At 69.0% G+C, this 18,810-nt stretch carries 23 protein-coding genes and 1 riboswitch; of the genes, 12 read left to right on the forward strand and 11 right to left on the reverse strand.

The features are described from left to right. Nucleotides 1-33: 33 nt before the first annotated feature. From NIBR502770_RS15960 to NIBR502770_RS15980, 5 genes are all read right to left on the reverse strand, one after another. Complete coding sequence (locus NIBR502770_RS15960; RefSeq protein ID WP_141183464.1) at nucleotides 34-1,104, reverse strand: sulfate/molybdate ABC transporter ATP-binding protein; 1,071 nt, start codon at nucleotides 1,102-1,104, stop codon at nucleotides 34-36. Continuing rightward, nucleotides 1,101-1,946 carry an ABC transporter permease gene (locus tag NIBR502770_RS15965; protein ID WP_141182590.1) on the reverse strand — a complete coding sequence of 282 codons (846 nt, stop codon included), beginning with the start codon at nucleotides 1,944-1,946 and terminating at the stop codon, nucleotides 1,101-1,103. The genes NIBR502770_RS15960 and NIBR502770_RS15965 overlap by 4 nt, the downstream gene beginning before the upstream one ends. A gap of 55 nt (nucleotides 1,947-2,001) precedes the next feature. Continuing rightward, nucleotides 2,002-2,436, reverse strand: a complete 435-nt coding sequence (locus NIBR502770_RS15970) for an SRPBCC family protein (protein WP_141182591.1) — start codon at nucleotides 2,434-2,436, stop codon at nucleotides 2,002-2,004. 100 nt (nucleotides 2,437-2,536) lie between these two features. Then, nucleotides 2,537-3,382, reverse strand: coding sequence for a molybdate ABC transporter substrate-binding protein (gene modA / locus NIBR502770_RS15975; RefSeq protein ID WP_141182592.1), 846 nt, complete (start codon nucleotides 3,380-3,382; stop codon nucleotides 2,537-2,539). Beyond that, nucleotides 3,379-3,789: a molybdopterin-binding protein gene (locus tag NIBR502770_RS15980; RefSeq protein ID WP_141182593.1), complete on the reverse strand. Its 411-nt coding sequence runs from the start codon at nucleotides 3,787-3,789 to the stop codon at nucleotides 3,379-3,381. The genes modA and NIBR502770_RS15980 overlap by 4 nt, the downstream gene beginning before the upstream one ends. Before the next feature lie 118 nt (nucleotides 3,790-3,907). On the opposite strand from NIBR502770_RS15980, the gene NIBR502770_RS15985 reads away from it, so the two are divergent. Together NIBR502770_RS15985 and NIBR502770_RS15990 are read left to right on the forward strand one after the other, a co-directional pair. Next, nucleotides 3,908-4,777, forward strand: a complete 870-nt coding sequence (locus NIBR502770_RS15985; protein WP_141182594.1) for a DUF4031 domain-containing protein — start codon at nucleotides 3,908-3,910, stop codon at nucleotides 4,775-4,777. After that, nucleotides 4,774-5,583 (forward strand): 2-phosphosulfolactate phosphatase, encoded by an 810-nt coding sequence (locus tag NIBR502770_RS15990; protein ID WP_141182595.1) that lies wholly within the window; start codon nucleotides 4,774-4,776, stop codon nucleotides 5,581-5,583. Before NIBR502770_RS15985 ends, NIBR502770_RS15990 begins: the two co-directional genes overlap by 4 nt. Nucleotides 5,584-5,597: 14 nt before the next feature. Here the strand turns inward: NIBR502770_RS15990 and NIBR502770_RS15995 are convergent, their stop codons facing one another. Both NIBR502770_RS15995 and NIBR502770_RS16000 read right to left on the reverse strand, forming a co-directional pair. Next, entirely contained in the window at nucleotides 5,598-5,999 is a 402-nt protein-coding gene (locus NIBR502770_RS15995; protein ID WP_141182596.1) for a YccF domain-containing protein, read from the reverse strand. 110 nt (nucleotides 6,000-6,109) lie between these two features. Continuing rightward, entirely contained in the window at nucleotides 6,110-6,721 is a 612-nt protein-coding gene (locus NIBR502770_RS16000; protein ID WP_141159155.1) for a phosphoribosylanthranilate isomerase, read from the reverse strand. A 105-nt stretch (nucleotides 6,722-6,826) separates the two neighbouring features. Here NIBR502770_RS16000 and NIBR502770_RS16005 point away from each other — a divergent pair, with 105 nt between their 5' ends. The 7 genes from NIBR502770_RS16005 (at nucleotide 6,827) to NIBR502770_RS16035 (ending at nucleotide 10,950) form a co-directional block, all read left to right on the forward strand. After that, nucleotides 6,827-7,396: a HutD family protein gene (locus NIBR502770_RS16005; protein ID WP_141182597.1), complete on the forward strand. Its 570-nt coding sequence runs from the start codon at nucleotides 6,827-6,829 to the stop codon at nucleotides 7,394-7,396. A gap of 69 nt (nucleotides 7,397-7,465) precedes the next feature. Further along, a riboswitch (guanidine-III (ykkC-III) riboswitch) is annotated at nucleotides 7,466-7,530 on the forward strand. A gap of 9 nt (nucleotides 7,531-7,539) precedes the next feature. After that, a complete protein-coding gene (locus NIBR502770_RS16010) occupies nucleotides 7,540-7,863 on the forward strand; it encodes a multidrug efflux SMR transporter (RefSeq protein ID WP_141159153.1) in 324 nt (107 codons plus the stop codon). Then, the gene (locus tag NIBR502770_RS16015; protein ID WP_141182598.1) at nucleotides 7,863-8,228 is read left to right on the forward strand and encodes a multidrug efflux SMR transporter; all 366 of its coding nucleotides are present in this window, start codon (nucleotides 7,863-7,865) and stop codon (nucleotides 8,226-8,228) included. The genes NIBR502770_RS16010 and NIBR502770_RS16015 overlap by 1 nt, the downstream gene beginning before the upstream one ends. 9 nt (nucleotides 8,229-8,237) lie before the next feature. Next, the gene (locus NIBR502770_RS16020) at nucleotides 8,238-8,864 is read left to right on the forward strand and encodes a nucleoside/nucleotide kinase family protein (RefSeq protein ID WP_141182599.1); all 627 of its coding nucleotides are present in this window, start codon (nucleotides 8,238-8,240) and stop codon (nucleotides 8,862-8,864) included. 29 nt (nucleotides 8,865-8,893) lie between these two features. Beyond that, nucleotides 8,894-9,922 carry an aldo/keto reductase gene (locus NIBR502770_RS16025; protein ID WP_141182600.1) on the forward strand — a complete coding sequence of 343 codons (1,029 nt, stop codon included), beginning with the start codon at nucleotides 8,894-8,896 and terminating at the stop codon, nucleotides 9,920-9,922. 53 nt (nucleotides 9,923-9,975) lie between these two features. After that, nucleotides 9,976-10,278: a putative quinol monooxygenase gene (locus NIBR502770_RS16030; protein WP_141182601.1), complete on the forward strand. Its 303-nt coding sequence runs from the start codon at nucleotides 9,976-9,978 to the stop codon at nucleotides 10,276-10,278. A 21-nt stretch (nucleotides 10,279-10,299) separates the two neighbouring features. Then, on the forward strand, nucleotides 10,300-10,950 hold the full coding sequence (locus NIBR502770_RS16035; RefSeq protein ID WP_141182602.1) for an MBL fold metallo-hydrolase: 651 nt from the start codon (nucleotides 10,300-10,302) through the stop codon (nucleotides 10,948-10,950). Nucleotides 10,951-11,008: 58 nt separating this feature from the next. Here the strand turns inward: NIBR502770_RS16035 and NIBR502770_RS16040 are convergent, their stop codons facing one another. Continuing rightward, nucleotides 11,009-12,904 (reverse strand): DEAD/DEAH box helicase, encoded by a 1,896-nt coding sequence (locus tag NIBR502770_RS16040; protein ID WP_141159147.1) that lies wholly within the window; start codon nucleotides 12,902-12,904, stop codon nucleotides 11,009-11,011. A gap of 318 nt (nucleotides 12,905-13,222) precedes the next feature. Here NIBR502770_RS16040 and NIBR502770_RS16045 point away from each other — a divergent pair, with 318 nt between their 5' ends. Next, entirely contained in the window at nucleotides 13,223-13,960 is a 738-nt protein-coding gene (locus NIBR502770_RS16045; protein ID WP_141182603.1) for a bifunctional 2-polyprenyl-6-hydroxyphenol methylase/3-demethylubiquinol 3-O-methyltransferase UbiG, read from the forward strand. Here the strand turns inward: NIBR502770_RS16045 and NIBR502770_RS16050 are convergent. Continuing rightward, a complete protein-coding gene (locus NIBR502770_RS16050; RefSeq protein ID WP_141182604.1) occupies nucleotides 13,957-15,381 on the reverse strand; it encodes an MFS transporter in 1,425 nt (474 codons plus the stop codon). The two genes, NIBR502770_RS16045 and NIBR502770_RS16050, sit on opposite strands and share 4 nt — an antisense overlap. 8 nt (nucleotides 15,382-15,389) lie before the next feature. Further along, nucleotides 15,390-16,736 (reverse strand): MFS transporter, encoded by a 1,347-nt coding sequence (locus tag NIBR502770_RS16055; protein WP_210418877.1) that lies wholly within the window; start codon nucleotides 16,734-16,736, stop codon nucleotides 15,390-15,392. Nucleotides 16,737-16,922: 186 nt separating this feature from the next. Here NIBR502770_RS16055 and NIBR502770_RS16060 point away from each other — a divergent pair, with 186 nt between their 5' ends. Both NIBR502770_RS16060 and trmB read left to right on the forward strand, forming a co-directional pair. Further along, complete coding sequence (locus NIBR502770_RS16060) at nucleotides 16,923-17,330, forward strand: hypothetical protein (RefSeq protein WP_141182605.1); 408 nt, start codon at nucleotides 16,923-16,925, stop codon at nucleotides 17,328-17,330. 89 nt (nucleotides 17,331-17,419) lie between these two features. After that, nucleotides 17,420-18,343: a tRNA (guanosine(46)-N7)-methyltransferase TrmB gene (gene trmB / locus NIBR502770_RS16065; protein ID WP_141159143.1), complete on the forward strand. Its 924-nt coding sequence runs from the start codon at nucleotides 17,420-17,422 to the stop codon at nucleotides 18,341-18,343. 21 nt (nucleotides 18,344-18,364) lie between these two features. Here trmB and NIBR502770_RS16070 read toward each other — a convergent pair whose 3' ends face one another. Continuing rightward, nucleotides 18,365-18,808, reverse strand: a complete 444-nt coding sequence (locus tag NIBR502770_RS16070; RefSeq protein ID WP_141182606.1) for a hypothetical protein — start codon at nucleotides 18,806-18,808, stop codon at nucleotides 18,365-18,367. Nucleotides 18,809-18,810: the final 2 nt, after the last annotated feature.

Here is an 18,810-nt window from a genome sequence, read left to right on the forward strand (position 1 = left end):
CGCCGGGAATCCCCTGGTTGCCCCTTCCGGTCGCTAAGTCCCGTACACGGAGACGGCGGCGGCCTTGACCACGAAGTGCACCGTCATGCCCGGCGCAAGGCCCAGGTCTGCGGAAGCGGAAGGCGTGATGTCGGCGGCCAGGCCGCCTGCCCTCACCCGGATCTGGTCACCGTGGGGTTCGAGGTCGGTAATGGTGACCGCGAACGAGTTCCGCGGGCTTCCGTGGGCGTCGTCGAGGAACACTGACACAGCCGACGGCGGGAAGACGGCAACGCCCGGACCGCCTGCTTTCGGGAAGCCGGCTTCGGGGAAGGCTTGTTCCTGGTGGTGCCCCGCGATCCTCATGCCACGGGAGGTATGCACCCCAGCGCCGTCCAACGTGCCAGGGATGAAGTTCAGTCCAGCCAGTCCGGCGGCAAAGGAGCTGCGGGGACGTTCCAGGACCGTCCGCGTGGGCCCTTCCTCCGCAACCTTCCCGTTCTCCAGGATGACCACACGGTCCGCGAGCACCAGCGCATCCAGGACGTCGTGCGTGACGATGATGGCCTGCCGCCCCGCGAGGACCCGCTTGAAGAGGCGGCGCAGCAGCGGAGCAGAGTGGATGTCCAGGGCGGCCAGCGGTTCATCGAGCAGCAGGAGTGCGGGATCGGCGGCGAGCGCGCGGGCCACCGCCACGCGTTGGGCCTGGCCGCCGGACAATTGTGCGGGACGGCGTCCGGCGAGGTGTTCCGCTTCCACATCAGCCAGCCAGCGCATGGCCTGCTGCTTCGCGTCCCGCTTCGGGACACCGCCGCTGCGGGGCCCGAAGGATACGTTGTCCACCGCGCTGAGATGGGGGAACAGCAGGGGTTCCTGGGCAAGCAGGGCCGTGCCGCGGTGATGGGGAGGCAGCCAGGTCCGGTTGGCGCCGTCGAGGTCGAAAAGGGTCCTGCCGTTGAGTTCCGCCCGGCCGCTGTCCGGCCGCAGCAGGCCCGCGATGCTGGCCAGCAGGGTGGATTTGCCGGCGCCGTTGGGTCCCATCACGGCCAGCGTTTCGCCCGGCCGGACGGCGAGGTCCACGTCGAAGCCCCGCCCGGCCACGGCTGCCTGGAAGGACAGCGTCACGGGACTTCCCCGCGAACGGGTGCGGGCGTCGTCGTCCGTTTGGCAGTCCATGGGCGGCTCTTTGCCGGCTGCCGGTACGCGAGCGCCACGACGGCGACGGCGACTGCCACCAGGACCAGGGACAGCGCGACGGCGGCAGCGGGGTCCGTTTCCCGTTGCAGGTAGATCTCCAGGGGCAGGGTCCGGGTCACCCCCTGGAGGCTGCCGGCGAAGGTGAGCGTGGCACCGAACTCGCCCAGGCTGCGCGCGAAGGAGAGGACGGCGCCGGACGCGAGGCCGGGCAGGACCAGCGGCAGCGTGACCCGCCGGAACACCGTTCCCGGCCGGGCTCCCAGCGTGGCGGCCACTGCTTCGTAGCGGGAGCCCGACGTCCGCAGGGCCCCCTCCAGGCTGACTACCAGGAAGGGCAGCGCCACGAACGTCTGCGCCAGGACCACCGCCGTGGTGGAGAAGGCGATGCGCAGCCCAAGCACCTCCAGGGCCTGCCCCAGCAGCCCTTGGCGGCCGAACGTGTACAGCAGGGCGATTCCGCCCACCACCGGCGGAAGCACCAGCGGCAGGAGCACCAATGAGCGCAGGAGCCCCTGCAGCCGGAAGGAATCGCGGGCGAGGACCAGTGCCAGCGGAACCCCCAGCACGACGCACAGCACGGTGCTCGCCGCGGACGTTCGAAGGCTCAGCCCCAGCGCAGTCAGTGATGGGCCCGACGTCACCAACGGAATGAACTGGGCCCAGTCGACGCGCAGCACCATGGCCAGCAGGGGCAGGACGACGACGACGGCCGCCAGGACGGCCAGCACCCGGACCCAGGCGGGGATGCCGGAGTACGCGCGCCTGTCCACCTGCCGCACTCCCTCTCTGCCTTTCCCCGTTTCCGTGCCTGCTGTACCCAAGTGCTCAGCGGCCTTCGAGGACCTGCTTGAGCCTGGACAGTTGGGCTACCTCAGATTCCATGGTCCTGGTGACCATCGAATCAAGGACACGCATCAGGAGCGGAAGCTTGGCGTCCAGGGCAAAGTGAACGGTGGTGCTGCCGGCTTCCCCGGCCAAGGTATACGTGCCTGTGGGCCGGGCCGGCCCCGCAACCACCTCGAAGCCCAGCAGGCGGCCCGGCTCTGCGGTGGTGATTTTGTAGTCACCCTGCAACGGGCGGCCCTTGGGTCCGGTCAGCGTTTGGCTGTAGATTGCGCCGGGCTCACCTGCCCTGCCTTCCTTGAGGGAAATGGATTTTACGCCCTCACGCCAGGCGATGTTGTTCAGGCCGTCGGCCAGGAAGTCGTAGACCTCGCGTGCCGGCCGGTTGATGGTGATGCTGTTTTCTGCGTGGGCCATGCTGGTTTCCTTCGGACATGTCGGCTAAGAACGCTGGATGCTTGACGGTGGTGTCGACCGGCACGGCCCGGCGGACCTGCCGGCCGTTCCTCGCCCCACCCTACTGTCCGCCGGGCCCGAAACCCGCGGCGGCCAGGACTTTTTGGCCCTCCGGGCCTGCCACCAAGTCGATGAATGCGTGGGCGGCGGCCTTGTTCCTGCCGCCGGCGAGGCCCGTAATCGGGTAGGTGTTCACGGCACTCCCCGCCTCCGGGAACTGGATGCCTGCCGCCCTGAACCCCGCCGCCTTGATGTCGGTGCCGTAGACCAGTCCGGCGTCCGCCTCGCCGGAGGTGACCTTGCCCAGGACGTCGGTGACTGCGTTTTCCTCGCTGACCGGGCTCAGCGTGAGCCCCGCCGCCTGGGCCACCCTGGCCGCGGCGGCCCCACAGGGAACCTGCCTGGCGCAGGTCACCAGCTTGATGCCCGGCCGGGCCAGGTCCTTCAGCGATGTGACACCGGCAGGATTGCCCGGCGGCACCGCGATTGCCAGGGTGTTGGTGGCGAAGTTTTCCGGCGTGCCATCAGCCAGGCCCGCGTCCTGCACCTTCTTCATATTGGCAGTATCCGCGGACGCGAAGACGTCCGCGGGCGCACCCTGGCTGATCTGGCTTGCGAGGTCCGAGGAACCGGCGAAACTCAGCGCGACCGATGTGCCGGGATGTTCCGCTTCGAAGGTGCCGGCGAGCTCGGTAAAAGCCTGCTTGAGGGAGGCCGCCGCGAAGACGGTGATTTCGCCGCTGGGCTTGTCATTTGCGGTGGTGCCCGCACCGGCACCGGTTACGGAGCCCCCTGCGGCGCAGCCCGGGAGGACGGCCAGCAGCAGCGCGACCACCGGCAGGACACCGAGGGAAAGCACGTGTTTCCGGAGTGGCGGGTGCCCGGACCGGGCAGGTGGCTGTTTCATGCAGTGGCCCGGCCCTTCGAGGATTCGATGATGACAGTGGTCGCCTTGACCACGGCGGTGGCAACGGCCCCCGGTTCCAGCCCCAGTTCACGCACGGCTTCGCTGCTCATCAGGGAGACCACCCGGAAAGGACCGCACTGCAGTTCCACCTGCGCCACGACTTTGTCCGTAATGACATTGGTGACCAGCCCGACGAACCGGTTCCGTGCCGAACTGCTGCCGCCTTTGGGGTCCTCCGGGAGCTGGGCGAGCTTCTGTGCATGCGTTGCCAGTTCCAGCCCGTCCACCGCCCGGCGGCCGGAAGCGTCCCGGAGCGCGGTCAGGGTCCCCTGCTCTGTCCACCGGCGGACAGTATCGTCGCTCACGCCCAGGAACCGTGCAGCCTCCGAAATGCGGATGAGTGCCATAGGAGGATTATATTCCGCAAATACGGTTTTTTGGCCTGCATGTATTCGCAAGCGAGGTTGCGGGCAGGCCTCCCGGCCGCTCCGCGGGCCCAGCCGGCGGCGGCACTAGACTCCTTCCATGGCCATCTACATCGACCCGCCGCTGTGGCCTGCCCACGGAACGCACTTCTCGCACTTGGTGTCGGACGTATCGCTGGACGAGCTTCATTCGTTCGCGGCCGCCGCCGGGATTCCTGAGCGGGCGTTCGACGGCGATCACTACGATGTGCCGGAACGCCGGTTCAATGACCTGGTGGCCGCCGGCGCGGCTCCGGTGGAGGGAAGGGTGCTGGTGCGCCGGCTCATCGCCAGCGGCCTGCGGATCCCGGCGCGCCGGCGGAACAAGTCGCTGAAGGTCCCGCTGCTGAACCGCTGGGAAGTCATCATGCCCGGGCACGACGCACTCTTCCTGGACCTGCTGGACCGGTGGAGCGAACCACACCGCCACTACCACGGCTGCACCCACCTGCTTTCCGTACTGGAGGCGATCGACCTGCTCACGGAACCTGGCGAGCCGCCGCGGGCAGTGCTGCTGGCGGCCTGGTTCCACGATGCCGTCTACCGCGGGATCGCTGAACAGGACGAGGAGGAGTCAGCTCGCCTGGCCGAAGACCGGCTGGCCGACGCCGGGCTTCCGGAGGAAGAAGTGGCGGAAGTTGCCCGGCTGGTCCGCCTGACGTCGGACCACCGGCCGGAGCCTGGTGACGACGGCGGGGCCCTCCTCTGCGACGCGGACCTTTCCATCCTGGGCGCCGAACCGGACGAGTACGCCCGCTACGTCGCTGCCGTGCGGAAGGATTACGCGCACATCGGCGACGCCGACTTCGCAGCCGGCAGGTCCGCCGTCGTCCGCCACCTGCTGGAACTGGACCCGCTGTTCCACCATCGGCGGGCCAGGGCCCTGTGGCTGGACGCCGCACACCGCAACCTGGAAGGCGAACTCGCATGAACGCACCCGGCACCAGTCCGCGGCACACGCACTCCGCCAATGCAGCCCACCGCCAACTCCCTTTCGCCGTCCGGCTGGAATGGGGGCTGGAGGGAGCCAGGACGGTGGCACCCGGGGCCGACATCGCGGTAGTGGTGGATGTCCTGTCCTTCAGTACCTGCGTCAGCGTGGCCCTGGACCGGGGCGCTGAAGTCTTTCCCTACCGCTGGCGGGACACCACGGCCGAGGACTTCGCCGCCCACCACCGCGCCCAGCTGGCCGGGCCCCGCGGCGGCGGAGGCCTGAGCCTCTCCCCCGCAAGCCTCCGCGCTGCGGATTCGCTGGACCGTGTGGTGCTGCCCTCGCCCAACGGTTCCGAACTTTGCCATGCGCTGGCCGCCGAAGTGCCACTCGTGGCCGCAGCCTGCCTGCGGAACGCGGCGGCCACGGCGGAATGGGTGGCCGCCAACCTTGCCGCCGATGCCGTGGTGGCCGTGGTCGCCGCCGGTGAGCGGTGGCCCGACGGCACAATCCGGCCCTCCGTGGAGGACCAGATCGGAGCCGGCGCCTTCATCGCGGGGCTGGTGGCCGCCAGCAAGGGCGGCTACGAAGCCGGTGACGGACGGCACGGCTATGCTCCGGAGGCCGTGGCGGCCATGGCTGTTTTCGAGTCCGCCGAACCACGGCTGCGCGAGCTGCTGCAGAATTGCTCCAGCGGCCGCGAACTGTCCGGGGCAGGCTACGCCGAGGACGTGGACATCGCCGCTGAGCTGGACGGAAGCGAGCGGGCGGCCATCCTCCGGGACGGATCGTTCCGGCCGCTGTAACCAGCCGGCAAACCTTAGCGGTACGTGCTGACGAACGGCGTGCTGGTTGGCACGATCTGCTTGCCCAGGGGCATCAGGGACACCGGGATGAGTTTGATGTTGGCGATGGCCAGCGGGATGCCGACGATGGTCACGGCCATGGCGAACGCGGTGACCACGTGGCCAATGGCAATCCAGATCCCTGCCACGAGCAGCCAGATCACGTTGCCCAGCAGCGAAAAGACACCCGTACCGCCGGGCTTGTCCACCACCATCCGGCCAAACGGCCACAGGGTGTAGGAGGCAATCCGGAATGAGGCGATGCCCCAAGGGATGGTGATGATCAGCAGGCAGCAGACCACGCCCGCGAGGAAATAGCCCAGGGCCAGCCAGAAGCCGCCGAAAACCAGCCAGATGATGTTCAAAAGTGTCTTCATGCACCCATTGTGCCCTCGACCCCCTGACAAAAAGGCTGTCCGGCCAAAAGATGGGGGACATCCCTGAGCGGGCCCTGACCCGGCACCGGTCAGGCGCAGGCGGATGGCCGCTAAGCCGTGGCAGCGGCCTTGGCAGCATTGACGAACGCGCGGATCTTAGCCAGGTCCTTCACGCCGCGGGACGCTTCAACGCCGGAGGAGACGTCAACGCCCCAGGCGTGGGCAGCGGCTGCTGCCTGGCCCACGTTGGCCGCCTCGAGGCCACCGGCAAGCACCCAGTTCCGGCCCTCCAGCACGGGCAGGCCCGCCACGGAGGCGTAATCCCAGGACTCCCCGGAACCCGGAACGGCGGCATCGATCAGGAGGAGGTCCTCACCCCAGTCCTCGAACTCGTCCGGTGAGGCACCCATGGTGATGGCCCTGACCAGCTTCATGCCGGCGTCGTGCACTGTCTCCACGTCCGTGCGGGACCGGGCGCCGTGCAGCTGGATCCATTCCAGGCCGGCGGCGCGGGCGATGGCGATGGCGTCTGTGACAGGCTCGTCGCGGAACACCCCGATCGGGGAGACGCTGTCCGGTACTCCGGCCAGCAGGGAGGCGGCCTGTGACGGTGAGACAACCCGGGGGCTGGCGGTGAGGACGAACCCCACCGCATCCGCGCCGGCGTCCACTGCTTCGCGGACCGATTCGGGCGTGCTGAGACCACACACTTTGACGAACATTCCCGGGCTCCTTCAGGCTGTTTTCGTGTTGACCCCCCGGAGGAGAGTAGCAGGCACGGGACCGGTGTGCGACGGGCAGCCACGGCGGGGAACTACGCTGGGCTGATGCAGATCATCCGCTTCGAAGGGCTCAAAGCCGAACCATGGCGCAACGGTGGCGGGGTGACAAGGGAAATCGCACGCCAGGGGTCGGCGGACGGCGGCTGGGACTGGCGGGTGAGCATCGCCGATGTGGCCAAGGCCGGCGACTTCTCCGCTTTCCCTGGAATGGAGCGCGTACTGACGGTCATCGAGGGGGAACTGCTGCTGCTGACCGTTGGCGGCGCGGAACAACCCCTTGAAAAGTACCGTCCGTTCCGGTTCGACGGTGGCGCAGCTACAACAGCTGCACTGCCCACCGGCGACATCCGTGACCTCAACGTCATCACCCGGACCGGGGCGTTCAAGGCCTTCACCTCCATCGTCGAACTGTCCAAAAAACGCGCCCACCCCGTGTTCGAAGGGCAACTCGGGGTGCTCCTGCAGGGCCAGGCGAAGGTCAGCGACAGTGCTGGAGACCCGCTTGAGCTCGGCCGTTACGACGCCGTGGTGGGGTCGGACAGCGATTCCCCGGAAATCCTGGGCCGCGGCTTCCTGGCTGTGGTGTCCATCGACCCCCTGGAACCTGCGACGTAAGCACACGCGCGGGTGGTGAGGTTGCGCACCACCGGTGGCAGCCCGTCGTCGTGCCTTGCTACCTTGGAAGCCAAGGCCCTCCCCGGGCCTCCGGACGACGGTTCAGTACCCGGCACGCGACAAGACTGGCCAAAGGAACTGTCATGCCGTGGATCATCCTCATTCTTTCCGGCGCGCTGGAGGCCGTGTGGGCAGCGGCGCTGCACCGGACCTCGCAGGTTTCCGGACGCCGCCGAATCGCCCCCGCGGCCCTGTTCCTGGCGGCCGTTGCCGCCAGCACCGGCGGCCTTGCCGTGGCCATGCAGGCCATTCCCACCGGAACGGCCTATGCCGTGTGGGTGGGCGTGGGGGTGGTCCTCACCTCCGCCTACGCGATGGTCACCAGGGTTGAACGCCCGACGGCGGCGCGCCTGCTCCTGCTGTCCGGCATCGCCGCGTGCGTGGTTGGCCTGAAGGTGGTGGCGTGATGGTGAAGCGTTCCGTTCCGTGGCTGGTGCTGCTGGCGTCGGCCGTCCTGGAAGCTGTCTGGGCCACTGCGCTCGGCCTGTCCGACGGCTTCACCCGCCCGCTGCCCACCGTGGTCTTCGCCGTCACCGCCACGCTCAGCATGCTGGGCCTGGGCATGGCCGTCCGGACCATCCCGCTGGGTACGGCCTATGCCATCTGGGTGGGCATCGGCGCCGCGCTCACCGTGGGTTGGGCCATGGCCACCGGCGTGGAGCCGTTCAGCGTGGTGAAGCTGCTGTTCATCACGGGGATTGTGGGCTGCGCCGCAGGCCTGAAGGCGTTGCCGGCAGAAAAAGATGCGCCGCTGGCGCCCGGCGGTGACTAGGCTTTTGCCATGCACTCCCCCGAGATCACCATGGCCGTCGACGCGCTGCGGCGCCGGCTGGTGCGCGGAACGCGGACCATCCTGGGCATAGCGGGGGCGCCGGGGTCCGGCAAATCCACCTTCGCCGCCTGGCTGCAGGAGCAGTTCAGCCCCGGCGCCTCAGTGGTGGTGCCGATGGACGGGTTCCACCTGGGCAACGCAATTATCGAGGGGACCCCGCTCCGGCAGCGCAAGGGAGCCATTGATACGTTCGACGCCGGTGGCTACCTTTCCCTGCTGCGCCGCCTGTCGCTCCGGGACGAGGCAGTTGTGTACGCACCGGAGTTCAGGCGCACCCTGGACGAGCCGGTGGCCGCTTCGATCGCCGTCCCGGCCGACGTCCAGCTGGTGATCACCGAGGGAAACTACCTGTTGGCGGACCAGGAACCGTGGAAGGACGTGCGGGCGCAGCTGGACGAAGTGTGGTTCCTCAAAACGCCGCCCGCGCTCCGGCTGCAGCGCCTGGTGGAACGGCACGTTTCGTTCGGCATGGAACGGGAGGCTGCGGTTGCCTGGGCCACTGGACCTGACGAAGCCAATGCCCGCCTGATCCAGGCCACCCGCCCGGCAGCGGACCGCGTCCTACCTTGGCTGTAATTTCAACGCAGGAACCGAACAGGAGAACCATGGCAAACGCACCCACCGAATCCGGCAGCACTGGACCCGCAGAAACTGTCCAGCTCGGCGACGGACTGACCGTCAGCCCCCTGGGCTTCGGCGGCATGGCCCTCACGCCGGTCTACGGCGAGGTGGACCCTGCCGAGGCGCTGCAGACCCTGCACCACGCCGTCGACGCCGGGGTCAGCTTCATCGACACCGCTGACATCTACGGCGGCGGCAGCAACGAGGAACTCATTTCCCAGTTGCTCAAGGACCGGCGGGACGAAGTCCAGCTGGCCACCAAGTTCGCGCTGGTGGGCACACCCACTGACGGCTACACGGACATCCGCGGTGACGCCGCCTATGTCCACGAGGCAGTGGAACGGAGCCTTCAGCGGCTTGGCACCGACGTGATCGACCTCTACTACATGCACCGCCGTGACGTCCGCGTCCCTATCCAGGAAACCGTGGGCGCCATGGCGGAGCTGGTCGCGCAGGGAAAGGTCAGGCACCTGGGCCTTTCCGAGGTGACGGCACAGGAACTGCAGGACGCGGCAGCGGTCCACCCGATCGCCGCGGTCCAGAGCGAATGGTCCATCTGGAGCCGGGACGTGGAACGCAATGTTGTTCCCGCCGCCGCCGGGCTGGGAGTGGGATTCGTCCCGTACTCCCCCCTGGGCCGTGGCTTCCTCACCGGAACCGTGGATACTGCCAGCCTGGGCGAGAAGGACTTCCGGCGGAACATCCCCCGGTTCGCCCCGGACGCCGCGAGCGCCAACCAGGCGGTGGTGGACGCCGTCCGGACTGTGGCGGACCAGCTGGCCGCCACGCCGGCGCAGGTTGCCCTGGCGTGGCTCCTCGCCCAGGGCAAGCGGCTCGGACTTCCGGTCGTCCCCATCCCCGGCACCCGCAAGGCCGCACGCATCGACGAAAACCTTGGCGCGCTTGCCCTGGACCTCACCCCGGCGCACCTGGAGGCCCTGGACGCGGCGTCGGACGGCGTCGTCGGCTCCCGTTCCGCGGACCCCGCCTGGGTGTCCGAGGGCCGCGAATAGCGCCCTACCAATCCCCATCCCCATCCCCAAATACGACCCCAAGGAGCCCACCCGTGCCTGCCATCGTCCACTTCGAAGTCCAATTCAAGCCCGAGCATGTCGCCGACGCCGCCAAATATCTGGCTGAAACCCTCGCCGCCACCCGAGCGTGGCCCGGCAACCAGGGCATCGAAGCGCTGGTGGATGACGCCGACCCCTGCCACATCCTGGTGGTGGAAACCTGGGCCACCACCCAGGACCACGACGACTACGCCGCCTGGCGGGCCACGCCGGAAGGCAGGAGCGCGCTGCACGAGGTACTCGCCGCGCAGCCGTCCAAGCAGGTTTACTCCACCACCCTGCCGCTCGGCCTCTAGCCCGTCCTTAGACTGAAGCCCATGGACTCACTTCGATACGACCTGCCGGCGATCACCATCCGCAGCATCCCGGTCAGCGAGATGGACAACAACGTGTACCTGCTGACGGCAAAGGAGAGCGGCGCACAGGTGCTGATCGATGCCGCTGACGATTTTCCTGCCATCCAGCAGCTGCTGGCGGACGGGGCCGGGGACACGTCGGCGGCCCCGCGGCTTGCGCTGATTGCCACCACGCACCAGCATTGGGACCACGTGCGCGCCCTGAAGGAACTGGTGGACGCCACGGGAGCACCGGCAGCCGCCGGAGCGGACGACGCCGATGCGCTGCCGGTCCCCGTTGAGATCCGGCTGAACCATGGCGACGTCGGGAAGTTCGACGGCTTCGAGCTCACCGCCGTGCACCTGCGCGGCCACACCCCGGGCTCCATTGCCTTCGTGTACGAGGACCCGGAAGGACCTGCGCACATCTTCTCCGGCGACTCCCTGTTCCCCGGCGGCGTAGGCAATACCCAGAAGGACCCGGAACGGTTCAACCAGCTACTGTCAGACGTCACGGAGCGGCTGTTCGGCGCCTACCCGGACACCGCCGTCGTGCATCCCGGGCATGGCAAGCCCACCACGCTGGGTGCGGAGCGCCCGCATCTTGGGGAGTGGCGCGCCCGCGGCTGGTAATGGCTGCACACGCAAAAGGCGGGCCCAACCGTGAGGTTGGGCCCGCCTTTTTCATTGGCTAGCGGCCGCGGCGCTCGTTCGACGCCGGGGCGGACGCGCGGCGGGGACCGCTGCGGGCGGGACGGCCCGAGCCGCCATTGCCGCCGCTGCCGGAACCGTAGGACCCACCCGAGGTTCCGCCGGTGTTGGAAGACCAGACGGCCTTGTTTCCGCCGGCTGCACCGGAGCGCTGGCCGGAGTTGCCCGCTGCTGCGCGCTGGCCGGTTGCGGGGCGTCCGCTGCGCTGGCCACCACCGGACGCGGGGCGTCCACCTGAGGCGGGACGGCCCGTGCCGCCGCGGGGAGCATCGCTGCGGGTGATCCGGGAGTCGCCCCGGCCCTCCGCTGCACGGCCGTCGGAACCGCGGCCGGCCGATGAGCGGCCACCTGCTGCGGGAACGTCGTTGCGATGCGTGGAAGCGGTGCCACGGCCGCGGGCGTTGCGGCGGGCAGCGGCTGCTGCCACTGCGCGGTCCTCGTTCTGCTCCGCGTTGCGGTCGAATGCTGCACGGGCCTCCGTGCGGCCTTCGAAGGCAACGGCCCGGCGTTCGGCGCGGGTCGCGTCACTGCGGGCGGGCTCGGCCGAAACCTTGCCGCGGCCGCCGCGGCCGCCACGCCCACCGGTGGTGGGGGCGGCCTGGCGGCGTGCGCGCTTGCGCTCCGCGTTGGCGCCGGTGGAGGTGCCCCCGCCCTGGCGGGGGGCCTTGGCGGCCATCAGGGCGGCGCGGGTGCGCGGGTCAACCTTGTCGGCGATCTCGCCCACCAGGTCGGCCACGAGCGGGGAGTTGGCCGTGACGCGCTCAAAGTTCACATCGACGCCGGCAGCCTTCATGAGCTTCTTGACGTCGGCCTGCTGCTCCGGGAGGGTCAGCGTGACCACGGTGCCGTCGGAGCCGGCACGCGCGGTGCGGCCGGAACGGTGCAGGTACGCCTTGTGCTCGGTGGGCGGGTCCACGTGGATGACCAGTTCGACGTCGTCCACGTGCACACCGCGGGCGGCGACGTCGGTGGCCACCAGGACGCGGACGTCGCCGTTGGAGAACTCGGCGAGGTTGCGGTCACGGGCATTCTGCGAGAGGTTGCCGTGCAGGTCCACAGCGGGGATGCCGGCGTCGGTCAGGGTCTTGGCCAGCTTGCGGGCGTGGTGCTTGGTCCGCATGAACAGGACGCGGCGGCCGGCGCCGGAGGCAAGCTCAACGATCAGCTGCTTCTTGACGGTCTGGTCGTTGACCACCAGCACATGGTGCTCCATGGTGGTCACCGCGGCCTGCGGATCGTCCACCGAGTGGGTGAGCGGGTTGGACAGGTAGCGCTGGACGATCTTGTCCACGCCGTTGTCCAGGGTGGCGGAGAAGAGCAGGCGCTGGCCCTGGCTGGGGGTCATGTCCATGAGCTTCTTGACCACGGGCAGGAAGCCGAGGTCGGCCATGTGGTCGGCCTCGTCCAGGACGGTGATCTCCACAGCCTCGAGGGTGAGGATGCGCTGGCGGATCAGGTCCTCCAGGCGGCCGGGGCAGGCGATGACGATGTCGACGCCGGCACGCAGCGCCTTTTCCTGCCGGGCCTGGGAGATGCCGCCGTAGATCACGGTGGTGTTCAGGCCGGCGGCCTTGGCCAGCGGCTCGATGGTGGCGTTGATCTGGGTTGCCAGTTCACGGGTGGGCGCCAGGACCAGGCCCATGGGGCGTCCGGGCTTCCGGAAGTACTTGGCTTCCCGCTCAGCGAGTCTTGCTACAAGCGGGATAGCGAAAGCAATGGTCTTACCGGATCCGGTCCGGCCCCGGCCCAGGACGTCACGGCCGGACAGCGTGTCCGGAAGGGTCTTCACCTGGATGGGGAACGGTTCAACTATTCCCTGGGCGGTAAGGGTGTCTGCAAGGGCCTTGGGAGTACCGAGGGCAGCAAAAGTAGTCATGTAGTTTTTTACGGTCTTTCTGGCGGTATCCGGGCGGATATCGGCCCCCGATGCCGGTTGGACCAGGGGTTTCGCCGAAGAAAAGTCAGGTGATCAACCGGGCGCTGTAAATCAGGACAGCCGGCCGGGACCAAATGGAACGCGTTCATCGACGCAGGATGTGCCTCTCACATGAAGAAAGCCCGCTCCCTGGAAAGGAACCTCCAGATCCGGAGCAGGCGGCATCACTGCACATCAAGTTCCTCCAGTCTAGCATCCCCGCGCCGGGAACCTGTCGTCGGCGTTGCCTTCGGGGACCTGGCGGGGCAGTGTTGAGCCATGAGCGAGCACCAGGACACGCAACAGCCCGAAGGGCACAGGCACGACGGCGGGGCTGCCCTGGGCGGTATTGGCGGCGGCATCGACGCGGCTTCTGCCTGGGACGAGCGGTACCGCAGCAAGGCAAGGCTGTGGAGCGGAAAGCCGAACCCGCAGCTGGTCCGGGAGGCCAGGGGCCTCCGGCCCGGGAAGGCCTTGGAACTGGGGTGCGGCGAAGGTGCCGACGCCATCTGGCTGGCGCAGCAGGGTTGGTCCGTGACCGCCGTCGACGTTTCCTCAGTTGCCTTGGAACGGGCCCGCTCGCACGAACTGGCCGAACTGGCGCGGGAAAGCGTGCACGCCTCAAACGGGACCCTGGAAAGCCGGATCACCTGGCAGCAGGCGGACCTGACGCAGTGGCACCCCGGGAACTCCTACGACCTGGTGACCTCGCAGTTCCTGCATTCCCAGGAACTGGACTGGCGGGTCCCCCTGCGGGCAGCGGCCTCGGCCGTCAAGGCAGGCGGAACGCTGCTGGTGGTGGGCCACCACCCGGACCGGCTTCCGCCCTGGGGCAACGACCACCACCAGCACCTGGACATGTTCTACACGGGCGACCAGCTGGTGCAGGAACTGGGACTGGATGAGCCCGGGTGGCAGGTGGAGGTCCTCACCAGCCGGGAGCGCCCGGTGACGGGGCCGGAAGGGCAGGAAGCGACCATCGCCGACGTCGTCCTGCGCGCCACCCGCCTCTCCTAACCTGCCCGAGGAGCCGGGGTGGTGACGCGGGGCGCCACCACTGCCGCCGCGACCCCGATGGCTGCGGCGAAGGCGAACACTCCTGCGAAGGACTGGGCCGGCGTGGTGAACGCGGCGAAGACAATCCCGGTGGTGGCCAGCGACAACGCCCCGCCCAGGGAGTCGGAGATGGACATGGCGGAGCTGTTGAAGCCTTCGTCCTCCTTGGTGGACAGCGCCAGGGTCATCACGCTGAGGCGTGGGTAGAGCAGGCCCATGCCGCCCCCTGCCAGCACCCAGCCCGCGATGGCGGTGGCGGCCGGCCAGTGCAGCGCGGTGGTGGCCAGGGCCAGGGTTATCGCGGCCAGGACCATAAGCGATCCGGCCTGGACGGCGCGGCGGTGGGGCAGCCGCGTGCCCATCCGGCCCTGGACGGCGGCAGCCCCCGCCCAGGCGAGCGCGCCGCCGGTGAGGGTCAGCCCGGCCAGCGTGGGCGGGAACGAATACTGGTCGATCAGCAGATACGGAAGGTAGACCTCGGCGCCGAAGAACGACGCCGACGCGAGCCCGCGCGCCAGGATCACGCTCGGCAGCCCGCGGCGGGCGGCGAGGGTGCCTGGGGGCACCAAGGGGCGCACGGCCACCAAGGCCAGGACGACGGCGGCGAGCGCCAGCAGTGCCGTGGCTGCCGGGAAGCCGGGGATGCCGGCGTCCGCGGAAAGATTGAGCCCCAGCACCGCGAGCGCGGCCAGTGCCGCCCATCCCAGCCGGCCCAGGGCCCACGGCGGCGCAGTTTCTTCCGCCTGCCCGTTTCCGGCCGGCTGTCCGTCCGCGTCGGGGCCGTCCAGTCCGCGCAGCACCGGGACGATCATGGCCAGCGCCGGAATGACCAGGCCCACCACGCCCAGGAACACCCAGTGCCAGCTGAAGACCTGGGCCACCACACCGGCGGCGAAGGGCCCCACCAGGGACGGGACCACCCAGGCCGCCGAGAAGGCAGCGAAGATCCTGGCGTGCAACTGGCCCGGGAAGAACCGCGCCACGAGCACGTAGAGCGCAACAGTGAGGGCGCCGCCGCCGAGGCCCTGCACCAGGCGGCCGGCGACGAGCAGAGGCATGGTCACGGAAGTCCCCGCGATCAGCAGGCCCGCCACGAACAGGGCCACGGAGGCGTACAGCGGTGAGGCGGGGCCCCGGCGGTCAGACCAGTTTCCCGCCCCCACCATGCCGATCACGCCGGTGGCCATGGGCCCAGCAAAGGCCAGCGCGTAGAGGCTTCCGCCGTTCAACTCCCGGCTGACCAGGGGCATGATGGTGGTCACGGCAAGCGATTCGAAGGCGGCGAGGAACACCAGGGCGCAGGTTCCCACGGTCACCCACAGGTACGGGGGCCGGAAGATTCCGGCGGCGTCGCGGGTTCCCGGGAGCGTGGAGTCCTGCACGGCCGGCCCTACTCCACGAACCGGTTCCGGCCGGACCGGTAGCCGAAGACGGCCGCGAGCAGGCCCACCACCGTGAACAGGATCCCGGCGGGAACAAAGGACCCCGTTGCCTGGTGGAGCTGGCCCACCATGAGGGTGCCCGTGGAGCCGACCCCGTAGCCCACACCCTGCATCATGCCGGAGAGGTGGGCTGCGGTGTGCCCGTCGCGGGTGCGGAGCATAATCAGGGTCAGGGCCGCGGCGGTGAGGCTTCCCTGCCCCAGTCCGAGCACGCCGGCCCACACCCAGATGAGGTTGAGGGGGCCCAGGATGCTCAGCACGAATCCCCCGCCGGTCATCAGAGCTACCACCGTGTTGATGGCGCGCTGGTCCCGGAACCTTGCGGCGAGGGCGGGAGCGAACAGGGACCCCAGCATCTGCAGCACGATGCACACGGCAACGATCAGCCCGGCGGTGGCGCCATCCACGCCCCTCTCCCGGAGGATGGGCGCCAGCCAGGCGAAGCCGCTGAAGGACATCATGGCCTGCAGCACCATGAAGATGGTGACCTGCCAGGCGACCGGTGAGCGCCAGACGTTGATCCCGTCCCTGACCGCCTGGTGCCTGACCGTACCCTGACGCAGGGCCACGGGGAGGAACAGGAGAAGCACGACGGCGGCGGGGAGCGCCCAGACCCACAGTGCCTTGGTCCACTCCCCCGTCGCTGTGTACACCGGGTAGGTGAAGCCGGCCCCAAGCGCGGCGGAGGCACAGATGGCGGTGGTGTAGAGCCCGCCCATGAGCCCCAGCCGGTGCGGGAAGTCGCGTTTCACCAGGCCCGGGAGGAGCACGTTGCACAGGGCGATGGCGGCGCCGCAGGCCGCGGTGCCTACCAGGAGGGCAGGAAGGTGGCCGCCCCCGCCCGTTGCTGTTCCGGTGTCCACGGGCCGCAGCAGCAGCCCGGCGGTCAGCAACACCATGGCGCCCAGCAGCACCCGCTCCGCACCGAACCGGCGCGCCAGGACCGGGGCGAGCGGCGCGAAGACGCCCAGCAGCGTCACGGGAACAGTTGTCAGCACCACCACGGACCAGCCGGGCAGCCCGGCCTGGGAGGTCACCTCCGGCAGGACGGCGGAGAGGCTGGAAAAGACGCTGCGCAGGTTCAGGCCGATCAGGACCAGGCACACGCCCAGGTAGGTGAGGGCGCGCCTGCTGCCCACGCGGGTGGGTTCCGCCGCCGGCAGCTCATCGATTTCTGCGTCCACCAGGGTGCTGAGGTCCACCACACTGCTGCCCGTCCGGGTCCCGCCCTGGGCGTCCCCGAAGGCAGCCATTCGCCGCTGCTTCCTTGCCTCGGCATTCGTTCCGTCCGTCATGGGCCCATTCTTGCAGGCGGGGGCGGCGCGGAGTTTTCCACATACGGGACGCCGCTGCTTCCGGCGCGCAAGGCAGGTTCGTAGGTTGGGGGAAAGCCGCCGGTTTGTCCGGCCCGCGCCCACTGATACATGCCCCCTGATACATGCCCACTGATACTTGCCCACTGGCAGACCGACCGGAAGTAGATGATCACCATGAATTCACAGGAAACCGCCCCGGTTGATGAGCGGGGGCCATCCGTTCAAGGACCGGCAACCGCCATGCGGGGCCCCGGGAAAGCCATTGCGAGCCTTGTCCTGGCCATCCTTGCACCCCTGGGCCTGGTGATCACCCGCCCCCTCGCCGCCTTCGCGCTGCTGCTGACCTTCCCCTACAACGGTCCGTCAAAGCTCCCCTGGGTAGCGCCATTGGTTCTTTGGAGCCTGCCTATGATCCTCGGGTCGATCTCCACGGGTTTGGCCATCGCGGTGATTCGGGACGCGAAACAGCAAGGGTTCGCCAAGGGCATGTCGACAGCCTCACTGTGTGTGTCGGGCGTGGTGTTTGTGATCGGACTCTTGCTCTCGACAAGTCTCATACTGATGATGCATTAGCCTGCATTTTCGCGGCAGGAGGTTTCCGCCGAATCCAGCCCGTCCCGCGTGCCCGCCCGCGCTGTTCCTGCGGCGCTATTCTGGAAGGGATGAGTGAATCCCCTGAAAACCCCCAGCAGCCGCATGTCCCCAGGCCCGTGACACCGGGGACCCAGGCCTCCTTCGGCACATACGGCGGCCGCCCGGTCAGTTTCGTGCGCCGCGGCACCCGTCTCCAGGGCCGCCGGCAGGCAGCCTGGGAGGAACACGCCGAACGGTGGGCCGTGGACGTGCCCCGGCACGTGGCCAACACCTCGGTCCACCCCGACTACACCTTTGACGCCGCGGCTGAGTTCGGCCGGGACGCCCCGCTCATCGTTGAGATCGGTTCGGGCCTGGGCGACGCCATTTGCCACGCGGCGGAACAGAACCCCGGCACCAACTTCCTGGCCGTGGAGGTCTACACGCCGGGACTGGCCAACACCATCATCAAGATCAACAGCCGGGGCCTGGACAACGTCCGCGTGGTGGAGGCGAACGCGCCCGAAGTTCTGGCCACCATGCTGCCTGAAGGCTCGGTCAGCGAATTGTGGGTCTTCTTCCCGGACCCGTGGCACAAGTCGCGGCACCACAAGCGCCGGCTCATCCAGCCGGAGTTCGCCGGCCTCGCTGCCCGCGCGCTGAAGCCGGGCGGCCTGTTCCGGATCGCCACCGACTGGTCCAACTACGCAGTCCACGTCCGCGATGTCATGGCCGGCTCCGCAGACTTCGAGAACCTCCACACCGGCGAGCGCCGCGGCCCCGAAAGCCCCCTGACGCAGGTGTGGCAGTCCGGTGTCGAAGCGGTGGTGGGCGGTGCACCCGTGCGGGAAGGACGTGCACCGGTGAGCACGGAACACACCGGGCCCAACGAAGGCGTGGACGAGACCGGCGGCTGGGCCCCCCGCTTCGAGGGCCGGATCAGGACCAGCTTCGAGGCGAAGGCGCATGAGGCCGGCCGGTTGATCTTCGACCTCTGCTACCGCCGCCGCTAAGCGGCGGCGCCGGGAATGCCGCTAGCCTACGTTGATGGCGGCCACGATCTCCTTGAGCATGTCCAGGCGCGGTTCGGCTTCCGGGTCCAGGTACGGCCAGACGACCACGACGCCGATGAACCGGTTGCTTTCCCACACGCCCACTGTGGCTGCCACCTTGGCCGGGCCGCCGTCGTCGTACCCCGCCACCACGGCGTATGCAGCCTTGCCCGGCAGGTCCAGCTCGCCCTCCGCCAGGAGGGTGCCGCCGCGGTCCTCAAGGTAGTAGCCCGCCATCAGGTGCGCCCAGCCGTTGGCCTGCGGCGCGTCCTGGACGGAGGTGTCGTCCTTGATGACGGTGACCAGGACACCGCCCGGCAGGCCATACTGCCCGCTGTTGGGCCCGGCCGTGGAGTCGTCCAGGACCTGGGTGTGCTCGGGGAAGTCCGCGGTGAAGCCCAGCGGGGATTCGATGTGCACTGACATGG

It is taken from the genome of Pseudarthrobacter sp. NIBRBAC000502770, from assembly GCF_006517815.1.
In the GTDB taxonomy this organism is placed as follows: Bacteria; Actinomycetota; Actinomycetes; order Actinomycetales; family Micrococcaceae; genus Arthrobacter; species Arthrobacter niigatensis.

Coding starts and splice junctions, on each gene's coding strand:
- NIBR502770_RS15970 (WP_141182591.1), bottom strand. CDS start 2,436: ATGGCCCACGCAGAAAACAGCATCACCATCAACCGGCCGGCACGCGAG.
- modA (WP_141182592.1), bottom strand. CDS start 3,382: ATGAAACAGCCACCTGCCCGGTCCGGGCACCCGCCACTCCGGAAACAC.
- NIBR502770_RS15980 (WP_141182593.1), bottom strand. CDS start 3,789: ATGGCACTCATCCGCATTTCGGAGGCTGCACGGTTCCTGGGCGTGAGC.
- NIBR502770_RS15985 (WP_141182594.1), top strand. CDS start 3,908: ATGGCCATCTACATCGACCCGCCGCTGTGGCCTGCCCACGGAACGCAC.
- NIBR502770_RS15990 (WP_141182595.1), top strand. CDS start 4,774: ATGAACGCACCCGGCACCAGTCCGCGGCACACGCACTCCGCCAATGCA.
- NIBR502770_RS15995 (WP_141182596.1), bottom strand. CDS start 5,999: ATGAAGACACTTTTGAACATCATCTGGCTGGTTTTCGGCGGCTTCTGG.
- NIBR502770_RS16000 (WP_141159155.1), bottom strand. CDS start 6,721: ATGTTCGTCAAAGTGTGTGGTCTCAGCACGCCCGAATCGGTCCGCGAA.
- NIBR502770_RS16005 (WP_141182597.1), top strand. CDS start 6,827: ATGCAGATCATCCGCTTCGAAGGGCTCAAAGCCGAACCATGGCGCAAC.
- NIBR502770_RS16010 (WP_141159153.1), top strand. CDS start 7,540: ATGCCGTGGATCATCCTCATTCTTTCCGGCGCGCTGGAGGCCGTGTGG.
- NIBR502770_RS16015 (WP_141182598.1), top strand. CDS start 7,863: ATGGTGAAGCGTTCCGTTCCGTGGCTGGTGCTGCTGGCGTCGGCCGTC.
- NIBR502770_RS16020 (WP_141182599.1), top strand. CDS start 8,238: ATGCACTCCCCCGAGATCACCATGGCCGTCGACGCGCTGCGGCGCCGG.
- NIBR502770_RS16025 (WP_141182600.1), top strand. CDS start 8,894: ATGGCAAACGCACCCACCGAATCCGGCAGCACTGGACCCGCAGAAACT.
- NIBR502770_RS16035 (WP_141182602.1), top strand. CDS start 10,300: ATGGACTCACTTCGATACGACCTGCCGGCGATCACCATCCGCAGCATC.
- NIBR502770_RS16040 (WP_141159147.1), bottom strand. CDS start 12,904: ATGACTACTTTTGCTGCCCTCGGTACTCCCAAGGCCCTTGCAGACACC.
- NIBR502770_RS16045 (WP_141182603.1), top strand. CDS start 13,223: ATGAGCGAGCACCAGGACACGCAACAGCCCGAAGGGCACAGGCACGAC.
- NIBR502770_RS16055 (WP_210418877.1), bottom strand. CDS start 16,736: ATGACGGACGGAACGAATGCCGAGGCAAGGAAGCAGCGGCGAATGGCT.
- NIBR502770_RS16060 (WP_141182605.1), top strand. CDS start 16,923: ATGATCACCATGAATTCACAGGAAACCGCCCCGGTTGATGAGCGGGGG.
- trmB (WP_141159143.1), top strand. CDS start 17,420: ATGAGTGAATCCCCTGAAAACCCCCAGCAGCCGCATGTCCCCAGGCCC.
- NIBR502770_RS16070 (WP_141182606.1), bottom strand. CDS start 18,808: ATGTCAGTGCACATCGAATCCCCGCTGGGCTTCACCGCGGACTTCCCC.